Consider the following 9,908-nt stretch of genomic DNA (forward strand, 5'->3'; position numbering starts at 1 on the left):
TATAACCTAAGCTATGCGATAGATCTTAGCCATTGTAATAATATATGAATCTGTCTTTTTACCTCATCGCTCCCACATCCTCCAAGACTATTTCGCCTTTGCATAGAATGCTCTAGGTTTAGGGCAAGCTTTAGGCTCTCACTTGATATTGTCGTTACAATAGATTCCATATTGCCTTTTTGCGTTACAAGATTTTTAAGCTCTTTTTCTAGCACCTCACAGAGTGAATCTATCTCAATATTGCTTAAATCCTTGCCGCAAGATTCAGCATACTGCACGCATACACCTGTAATATGATGGGCTTCTCTAAAAGGGACATGACACTCTTTTACTAAAAGATCTGCTAAATCCGTTGCGACCAAATGCCCCTTTTCACACATTTTACGCATATTCTCGGTATTAATTGTAAGAGTTTTCATGCTTTCTGTTAGAATCTTAAGGCTAATAATAGCAGTTTGCACCGAATCAAACACACCTTCTTTATCCTCTTGCATATCCTTATTATACGCAAAAGGAAGTGCTTTCATAGTGGTTAATAATGCCATAAGATTCCCATAAACTCTACCTGTTTTACCCCGCAAAAGCTCGGCTACATCGGGGTTTTTTTTCTGTGGCATGATAGAGCTTCCAGTCGCAAAGCTATCAGCAAAAGTTACAAACCCAAACTCATAGCTACTCCATAAAATAAGCTCTTCTGCCATGCGTGAAACATGTAGCATAACCATAGCAATATCATACAATATATCTAGGGCAAAATCCCTCTGCCCAACAGAATCCATAGCATTTAGACTCGCTGTTTTAAAGCCCAAACTTAAGGCAAGATTCTCTCTCTCATTGCCATAGGGCGTGCCAGCAAGGGCTGCACTCCCTAAGGGGCAATCATCGCTTCTTTGCATACTTGATTGCAATCTCTCAATATCGCGTTTCAGCCCAACACACCAAGCCACTAAATGATAACCAAAACTTATAGGCTGTGCGTGTTGTAAATGTGTCATACCGGGCATTATAGTGTTTGTGTGGTGCTGTGCTATTGAAAGAAGAGATTCTATAAGCTCGATTAATAGCTTTTGTATACCAAGATTCTGCTTTCTACAATAGAGTTTAAAATCAAGGGCTACTTGATCGTTTCTACTGCGTGCTGTGTGTAGCTTCTTCCCCGCATCGCCAATCTTTTCACTCAAAGCCTTCTCTATTGCCATATGTATGTCTTCATCTTGCAAGGAAAAAGTGAAATTACCCTGCATAATCTCTTGCTTTATCTCTTGCAATCCATGCGTAATAGAATCTAGCTCGTGTATGTCTAAAAGCCCAATAGAATAAAGCATTTTTGCATGTTCGATGGAGCCTTGAATATCCTCTTCCCATAGATTTTTATCAAATGGAATACTCGCATTAAACTCATCAAGCAAAGTGTTTGCATCTGTTTGAAACCTACCAGCCCAAAGTTTCGCCATATATGTCCTTTATGTGAGCTTAAAATATCATGGTTAGAATGGTACAAAAATTTTGTTAAGTGTTGTTTGGCAATTGCATGTCATTCTTGGTATGATATGTTTTTATATATCGTTTGTTACCCAGTCATGCTAGATAAAGACAAGTTGAAATAGAAAAATTCTTTTAAAATATGAAATCCATTTATACAATCTTTTGTATGTGAAAGCTTTTCACATCCTTTCGTCTTACAATGTTGAAGTGTGGAGACATGCTGATCATGTGCGTGCTATGGGGGGGGGGGGATAAATATGTTGCAATGCTTTCCGATTTGTCTATACAACATTGGGGGTACATAGGGATTTATTGTTTTGTGCGAAAATCTTCATTTTAAGCTAGATTTTAACACTCATCCAGCTTAAAATCTTTTACAAACAACCCTTTATTATCAAAGCTAATCTCATATTTATGTCCTGTTTGCATATCAATAAGATAGCATTGCTCAAGCGTTTCGGTTACTGCTCTTTGTGGCGGGACTTGCTTTAAATGCAATAACACATCATCATAATCCCTGCATAAATCTGGGAATCCAAATAGCATTAATTTATATTGAAACATTGCATTTCCTTTTTAACTGCGTATTCCTAACATATTTGTTACAATTCGCATTCTATCCTAAAAATATTTTTTGTTATAATGAGTTGTTTAAAAACTACAAAAAGCGATATAGATATGTTTAAAAAAGTTGCATTTTTATTGATATTGCCATGTGTATATGTGATGAGTTTATATGCGGCAAGACCTTTTAATACCGATGATGCAAGGGTTGTGGCAAAAGGGCATTGTCAAATGGAGACATGGATTGAGCTACATGCACAAGGTGATAGTGAGCTATGGAGTTTGCCTAGTTGTAATCTTATTTGGGGGACTGAAATCACGCTTGGTGGTATGATAGGATTGCAGTCTAATTCTGTGCAGTTTCAGCTAAAAAAGCTTTTTGTTGATGCGGATGAGAAAGATTGGGGTATTGGCATTGCTGTTGGGAATATTCATAATTATCTCTTTGGGGCGGATAATGCAAATGAGATATATGCCTATATCCCTGCTACTTTTTTATTTTTAGATTCTAAGATTGCATTGCATGTGAATGTGGGGTATAATTTGCAAAGCTTTATGGATGGGATCTATACACTTGGTGTGGGCTTAGAAACAGAGATAGTATCTCGTCTATATGCCATTGGCGAAGTCTATTATAGTCGTTTTGACCCAGTTATGTATCAAGTGGGACTGCGAACATGGCTTGTGCAAGATATGCTACAGCTTGATGCAACTTATGGAAATGCTTTTTATGGCGGACTTGATTTTGTAAGCTTTGGTTTGCGTATATTACCGCCGAAGTTTTTGTGATATGGATTCTGGATTTACTATCTGTCGCTCTGATTGATAGCTGAAAAAGATTTTTGTGAATCATAAATGTGGGCAACATCTCTATTAAGTCTTTAATATGATAATCATTGATAGGTTTATTCTGAGAAAAATGCAATTAAGCTTCTTTGTGGAGATGTTTTTCGAGTAAGATTAGTGGCTTTGAGTAACAAGGCGGATAAATTACATGAAAGTACAGTGATTAGAATCTTTAGTGAGCATTTTCCAAAAGCACCATACATATTCAACACTTGTTTAGTCTCACAAAAGAGAGAACACAGAAACCAAAGGAGATAAAGGTGTTAATTATTATGCCTTTGGGGTTGGGGCTTGGCTTTATTGTGGCGGAGATATTTTTTGGCTCATTTTTCTTGCTTTTCATCGGTTTAGGGCTATGCATCACAGCGGGGATTGAAGCATTTGTTGGCTTTGGCAACATCATAGGCGGAAGTGTGGAGAGCGTGTATGCGTGGCAAGCGGTGAGCATTTGTGCTTTTGCTTTTCTCTGCCTTATTGTGCTAAGAAAGCCCATAAAATCGTGGTTTAAAGGCTCACAAGTCTATGAAGATTCTCTGCAAAATGGTGGCGGTATAGGCGAGATTCAGCAAGGAATGGTATATTTCAAAGGCACATTGTGGGCGTATGAAAAAGCCCCTACATTAGATTCTAATGGATTAGAATCTAGCACATTAGAATCTAACACGCCACTAAAAGAAGGCGATAGGGTGCAGGTGTTAGGGATTAGAGATAATAAGGCGATTATCAAGGTTTGAGTTTTTATTCCACGGTTACACTTTTTGCTAGATTTCTTGGCATATCCACATCATTGCCTAGCCGAATAGCAACTTCAAGGGCAAAGATTTGCAGTCGTGCTCTCCGCACACCGCACACTATGTAGATTAAGAAGAAACAACTTTGTTAGAATTGATAAAGATGTTTGGCATGCAAAAGACATTTATCCTGAGTTGTGTTACATTACGCCCTTTTACTACGCAAAGAAACATTGACATAGTGAAGCAATATTAAGTTGATTTAGAGGATAAAAAACACTAGCAAATTTCAGTCAATGATAAGTAGTGTTGCAATATATCGTAGAATATCGCCAAGCTCATATTGCAAAAGAGAGTGTTGAATTTAGGGGATACCTGTTTAGTTTTATAACTTTTTAGCAAAGCATACCGCATAAATCTCGTGTGTTTGCTTACGATATAGAGTTTCTAAAAGTTAAACTTTGCATGTAAAACCTTATGCCCCAACCTTTTGCGTATTAAATGTTACTTTACACACAAAAATGGTTTTTATAATAGGGCAATAATTCGCTTTATGCGTAGTTAGTGGATATTATACTAACAATGCAGTTACAACATACACTTAGGAATAGCTATGTCTAAGATTTTTACTTTACTTATCATATCGACTTTCACATTACTTACTGCCGCTTATGCTTCTAATGATTATGAACTTGGCATTGGGAATTCCCCAACACCATCAGCTAATTCTAAAAAGCAAGTAAATCTCGTGCAAGGACCAAATCTATCTAAAAAACTCATGCGTCCCAACACAGATAGAAAAGGTAATCACACGCCCACAAAGCATACAGAGTTGCCTTTGCTATGCATTAATGGTGATTCTAGAAGCTATACTTCAGATCTTTTATCCATCATGAGTCCTGAAGGTGGGGTTTTGACGCTCTGGGCGTTAAATGTGGGGAATTGGGTGTGGGGCTATTCTCTCATAGATAGTAAAGATTTCGGTGGGGCTAGGATTTGGCGGATTTTTAATAAGGCTGATGGAGTGCTGCTATACAAAATGCTAAAGAAGGCACTTGTCTAAGCGCATATAGAAATGGCGTGATTCACACATATTGCAATATGGAAGACCCTGCACAATTATGGACTTTCAATCTCTTTGATAATCAAGCCGTGCAGATTCAAAATGTCGCCACTAAGCAATGTTTGCAAACCCCAAGCAATCAAGCAACGAGGTTTTTCAGCATTTTTCTCACAAGCTGTGTGAAAGGTGGTAAGCTAAATAGCGATCAGCAATGGTTTATCATCGCGCCACCTTTAAATGCTGGTGTAGTGTTTAGTGTAGATGGCAAATAAAGGAATATTGATGAAAGTTGTTATACTTATGCTTTTTAGTTTTAGCCTACTTTTTGGAAAGATTGAGGACTATGTTGTCGGCACTTGGAATCTGCAAGGCTCTTCAGCTAGCACTGAAAATAAATAAAATAAATGGAATGTCAGTGTAAGACAGCTTATCACCGGTGATAATCCTGTGGATATTTTGATGGTGCAAGAAGCCGGCAGTGTACCTACAAGTGCAAGACCAACGGGCAGAATGATTCAGCCGGGTGGGACGCCTATTCAAGAATATGTTTGGGATTTGGGCACTCGCTCAAGACCGCGTTCTGTATTTATCTATTATGCAAATATTGATGCTGGTGCTAGAAGGGTTAATCTCGCCATTGTGAGCGGTAGACAAGCTGATGAAGTGTTTGTTATCTCGCAAAACACAATTGCACCTGAAGTTTCCCGTCCTGTGATTGGCATACGGCTTGGCAATGATGTGTTTTTTAATATCCATGCTCTTGCAAGGGGAGGCGGTGATGCTACAGCATTGGTTACAGCAGTGCATGATAATTTTCTTAATCGCACAAATTTAAATTGGCTCATTGCAGGTGATTTTAATAGAGATCCTGCAAACCTATTATCCGGACTTGATACAAGAATAACTAATCATACACGGATTGTTACGCAAAACTCGGCAACGCATTTTAGCATGGGTGCGGCAAATAGAATCCTAGATTATGCGATAGTTGGCAGAAGCTCTAATGACAGATCTCGCTTGGCTTTACCCACAATTACCGCATTACTCATGGCTGCTAGTGTGAGATTGCACCTATCATCAGATCACTTTCCTGTGCGTTTTGGGAAATTTTAATCATAAGGATTGTAATGAAAAGATTACTACTAGCTTTAATGTGCGTCATAAATGCTTATGCGATAGATCCAGATTTACCTGATTTTGTGGAATTTACACCGCCGATTTCACTAAGAAGTGCCTTTTCGGGTGATATTGTGGGCTTTGGAAAAGATAGAAATTGGGTTATACGTGATATTCCATTAACTGAAGATATGTTAAGAAACGATCCTTTTAAAGATTTTCATCTTGGGGTAGTGCAATTCGTGCAAGTTGGCACAAAAGATATGTGCTTAGCGATTGCTGAAAGCGGATTATTTACACGCAAATCCTGCAATGATGACTTAAAATCAAAAAGGTATGAAACCCTTATACAATCATTCCCACCACCACACCAGCAGTGCAAATCCGCTCTTTTGTATTGAATAAAAATGAATGTATGACAGTGTTTAATAACCCACAACTTCCAAGAGGCAGAGGCATAGGAATCCGCCCTTGTGATGTAGATAGTCTCTTTTCTGTGGATTTAGATAATCTTTTTTTTTGATAAATCCGCCAATACGAGATGCAATGCTGATTAATCCTTAAGAATCTCATAGATTTTGGTTTTTTATAGAGTTTCATTTAAGATTTGTTGTGTAGTAAATAAACTGCTGGTTAAAGTTAGATCCTGCAACATTAAAAAAATAAAATCTAGTAAAATGCCACAATATTTCTCAAAAACAATAAGCAATTCTTTTACATACGCCAAAATAAATATTAAGATTAGGTGGGGATTAGCTTGTTGGTACAGTTCTCAATGCATTAAAGCTAGAATCTAACATTGCGTTTTCTAAGCTTCTTTGCGAGAAGAGAAACCGCCCATCACACACAAATCCAAGCTCCTGCCAATCTATGTCATTTAGCTTATCACATAAGTTTTGTAGCATTATAGAATCCACTTTAAACTTTGGAAAAATCGCTAAAATTGAGCCATCATAGGCTTTGCAAGGGTGTAAGAAAAAGGGCTTAATATTTCGCGTTTTGGTATTGACATAAATGCGAGGCATTTCGCTTTTATGATAATCTCTCCCCCATTCCCACCAATTTGCTTCATTAAACTTTCTAATTTTTCGCTGTAATAATTGCGTTTTAAAGCCCTGTAAATACGCACAATCCCTACCATACTCACCATATATCATTTTCTTTGTTTTGCCACTTTTGCAAGTTTGTGAGCCGACAAATTCTACATTACCCCATTTTTCGTTTCCAAAGATAGAATCTGCCCCACTCACCGCCCCAACTTTTACAAAAAATAATGAATTAAAAGGAGTCGTGTAAGTCTTTTTTGTAAATAAAATCTGTCCATTTATGCAAGAAAATTCTTTTAAACATTGTGTTTTACGCGTGAAATCCCCTTTAACAAAACGCCATATTATGCAGTTTGGCTGGGCTTTTGCAAAAATCTTTCTATCTCCTAACTCTACAAAATGCGTAATACTACCTGTGCGAAATAAAAACCCATTAAGCTTCACACTCGCAGTGCTTTTTAAAAAATCTCTAGGCGTGATAAAAATTAGCTCCCCGCCATCATTTAAATGCAAAATACACTTATAAATAAAAAACAAATATAAATTACTTCTTTCATCAAACATAGACATAAAGGGCGTTAAAAGCTCTTTTGTGTGAGCTCTAATATCTTGGAATCTCACATAAGGGGGATTGCCAATAATGGTATCAAATTTTTCACTCACAGGATAGCTAAAAAAATCGAGTTGCAACGCCCCTTTACAAGCAATGCTAGAATCTAGCTCAATTCCCACTTTATTGCTAGGTAGATTCTCATAAAACGCCCCATTACCACAGCTTGGCTCTAAAAATCGCCCATTATTTTGCACTAAAGCTAACATATCGCTTACAATATGCGGCGGGGTAAAGACTTGCCCTAAGCTTTCAACATCAAGATTCATAAAAGTATTTCCTAAAATGCAAATACGCATCAGCCCTAAGTTTTAAAGACTACTCAAATGTGCCTAATAAAAATTCTTTCACTTATTCAAAATCTCTTTGCATAATTTGGCGATTATTATCCCATTTTGCTTGAAAGGGCAGATTATTACCATTTGGCAAGATAGATTCTAGGCATTTAAGCGAAGTAGCAAATACATCACTAGGATTATCTTTATTGATGATTAAAAAATAACAATCCTTGTCGTTTGTCTCTAAGTTTTCTTTTAGCGTCTTAAAATATGTTTCCCAGCTTACTCCATTGCCAAAAGGTGGAATTTTACCTGTTAAAGCATAGTAGATTCCAAGTTTGCAGTTGAGATTATCGGTCGTTTTTGTCGTGCTAACCTTGATATTCACAGGATAAAACACATTATTTTCATAAAAACTAAAATCCACCCAATCACGCATATTTGGACGATTTATCGCAAAGTGAGAATCTAAAAGATTAAAAATCTCATCTTCATTAAAAGCAGAGTTAATTCGCCCATCGCGACTTTGTTCGCTTAAATGCAGATTTTGCTGTTTTAAAAATTTCACAATTTTTTCAAGTTCCTTGGGTAAAGCCATTTTATTCACTTTTACAACTCCGTTTTTAGTACCGCACCATTTGCAGCATTGCTTACAAGTAGCGAGTAGCGTTTGAGCCATTTGCTCTTTATCTCTTTTTGTATTGGCTTCCATTTTGCCTTTCTAGATTCTAGAATCTTAGAATCTACCTTTAGCTCCAAGCTCCCACGCGAGACAGAAATCTCTATAATATCACCATCTTCAATGAGTGCGATAAGTCCCCCTTCAGCAGCCTCCGGGCTTATATGCCCGATACAAGCCCCCCTTGTCGCCCCGCTAAATCGCCCATCGGTTATGAGTGCCACGCTTTCGCCTAAGCCCATTCCCATAATAAGACTTGTGGGGCTTAACATCTCTTGCATTCCCGGTCCCCCCTTTGGTCCTTCATAGCGGATAACTACCACGCTTCCAGCCTTTACCTTGCCCCCTGCGATGCCCTTAATCGCTTCATCTTGGGAGTTAAAGCAAATTGCCTTGCCGCTAAATTCTTTCATAGATTCTGCCACTGCAGCAACTTTTAGTACCGCGCCTTGTTCGCAGAGATTACCAAAAAGGATTTTTAATCCGCCAACTTGTGAGTAGGCATTGTCATTATGGCGGATAATTTCGGGGTCTGTGATATTTGCGTTTGCTATTCTCTCTCCCAAAGTCTCCCCTGTGATTGTGAGGGCGTCTAAATACAAGCTTTGCGTTGTCTCTTTGGTGCTTTTCAGGGAGTTTGCTTCTCGTGCTTCGGCACTACCGCTTAGGTAGCTTCTCGCACTCAAAGCTTCACAACCCTGAAAATCACTCAAAGATACTTCCGCATTAGAATCTAGCTTAGTGAAACTTGCTTGGGATTCTGCAATGTTAGAATCCACAATTCTAGTATTTGCGGTGATGCTAGTGGGGCTTTTTGTGGATTTTAGGGGGGAGCTAGACATAGAGTCTGCGGTTCTCCTAAAATCCACAAAATCGCCGCTATGATTACCCAAAGACGAATTGCCACGCTTAGAAATCTCATTCATCACTGCCGACACTCCCCCTGCTCGGTTAATATCCTCCATATGCACACTACTTAACGCCGGGGCGATTTTGGCGATATGTGCGACATTTGCGGCAATATTATTGATAGATTCTAGGTTGAAATCCACTTCCGCTTCCTTAGCGATGGCTAACATATGCAAAATCGTATTTGTGCTTCCCCCCATTGCCATATCCACGACAAAGGCATTATGCACGGCTTTTGCATTTAAAATATTGCGGAATCTAAATTTTTTACTTAGGCTAGAATCTAGGGCAATCTCTACAATGCGTCTAGCCCCCTGCCTTAGTAGCTCTTCTCTTTCAGGTGTTAAAGCCGGGATCGTGCCATTGCCCGGCAACGCCACGCCCATAGCTTCACACAGCGTATTCATAGAGTTTGCAGTAAACATTCCACTACAACTCCCCCCACTAGGACAGGCTTGACACTCTATCTCGTGCAGTCTTTTTTCGCTAATCTTACCGCTTTCATACGCACCTACTGCTTCAAATGCTGAGTTTAAATCAAGTATTGTGCCATCTTCTAGTCGCCCTGCTTTCATAGGACC

General features: G+C 38.6%; 10 protein-coding genes and 2 pseudogenes. 7 read left to right on the forward strand and 5 right to left on the reverse strand.

The window, feature by feature from the left end; all coding sequences use genetic code 11:
* Positions 1-11: 11 nt before the first annotated feature.
* Positions 12-1,454, reverse strand: a complete 1,443-nt coding sequence (gene argH, locus C6H08_RS04230) for an argininosuccinate lyase (RefSeq protein ID WP_034562865.1) — start codon at positions 1,452-1,454, stop codon at positions 12-14.
* A 379-nt stretch (positions 1,455-1,833) separates the two neighbouring features.
* Entirely contained in the window at positions 1,834-2,049 is a 216-nt protein-coding gene (locus C6H08_RS04235) for a hypothetical protein (RefSeq protein ID WP_034565306.1), read from the reverse strand.
* 114 nt (positions 2,050-2,163) lie between these two features.
* Between C6H08_RS04235 and C6H08_RS04240 the strand changes: the two genes are divergently transcribed.
* From C6H08_RS04240 to C6H08_RS12255, 7 genes and pseudogenes are all read left to right on the forward strand, one after another.
* Entirely contained in the window at positions 2,164-2,838 is a 675-nt protein-coding gene (locus C6H08_RS04240; protein ID WP_233708485.1) for a hypothetical protein, read from the forward strand.
* Positions 2,839-3,167: 329 nt separating this feature from the next.
* Entirely contained in the window at positions 3,168-3,629 is a 462-nt protein-coding gene (locus C6H08_RS04245; RefSeq protein ID WP_034580697.1) for an NfeD family protein, read from the forward strand.
* A gap of 610 nt (positions 3,630-4,239) precedes the next feature.
* Positions 4,240-4,689, forward strand: coding sequence for an RICIN domain-containing protein (locus C6H08_RS12245; RefSeq protein WP_267892872.1), 450 nt, complete (start codon positions 4,240-4,242; stop codon positions 4,687-4,689).
* A gap of 17 nt (positions 4,690-4,706) precedes the next feature.
* Positions 4,707-4,961 (forward strand): RICIN domain-containing protein, encoded by a 255-nt coding sequence (locus C6H08_RS12250; protein ID WP_267892873.1) that lies wholly within the window; start codon positions 4,707-4,709, stop codon positions 4,959-4,961.
* Positions 4,962-4,971: 10 nt separating this feature from the next.
* Positions 4,972-5,802, forward strand: a pseudogene (locus C6H08_RS04255) (cytolethal distending toxin subunit B family protein).
* Between the two features lie 14 nt (positions 5,803-5,816).
* On the forward strand, positions 5,817-6,206 hold the full coding sequence (locus C6H08_RS04260; protein WP_267892874.1) for an RICIN domain-containing protein: 390 nt from the start codon (positions 5,817-5,819) through the stop codon (positions 6,204-6,206).
* Positions 6,182-6,328 carry a hypothetical protein gene (locus C6H08_RS12255; RefSeq protein WP_267892875.1) on the forward strand — a complete coding sequence of 49 codons (147 nt, stop codon included), beginning with the start codon at positions 6,182-6,184 and terminating at the stop codon, positions 6,326-6,328. The genes C6H08_RS04260 and C6H08_RS12255 overlap by 25 nt, the downstream gene beginning before the upstream one ends.
* A gap of 229 nt (positions 6,329-6,557) precedes the next feature.
* Here C6H08_RS12255 and C6H08_RS04265 read toward each other — a convergent pair whose 3' ends face one another.
* The 3 genes and pseudogenes from C6H08_RS04265 to C6H08_RS04275 all read right to left on the reverse strand — a co-directional run.
* Entirely contained in the window at positions 6,558-7,730 is a 1,173-nt protein-coding gene (locus C6H08_RS04265; protein ID WP_034580224.1) for an Eco57I restriction-modification methylase domain-containing protein, read from the reverse strand.
* A 49-nt stretch (positions 7,731-7,779) separates the two neighbouring features.
* A pseudogene (locus C6H08_RS04270) lies at positions 7,780-8,337 on the reverse strand (restriction endonuclease).
* 11 nt (positions 8,338-8,348) lie between these two features.
* A partial coding sequence (locus C6H08_RS04275; RefSeq protein WP_104686115.1) for a dihydroxy-acid dehydratase domain-containing protein occupies positions 8,349-9,908 on the reverse strand: 1,560 nt, incomplete at its 5' end.

The sequence above is a fragment of the Helicobacter bilis genome (assembly GCF_900198365.1).
Classification (GTDB): domain Bacteria; phylum Campylobacterota; class Campylobacteria; order Campylobacterales; family Helicobacteraceae; genus Helicobacter_A; species Helicobacter_A bilis_B.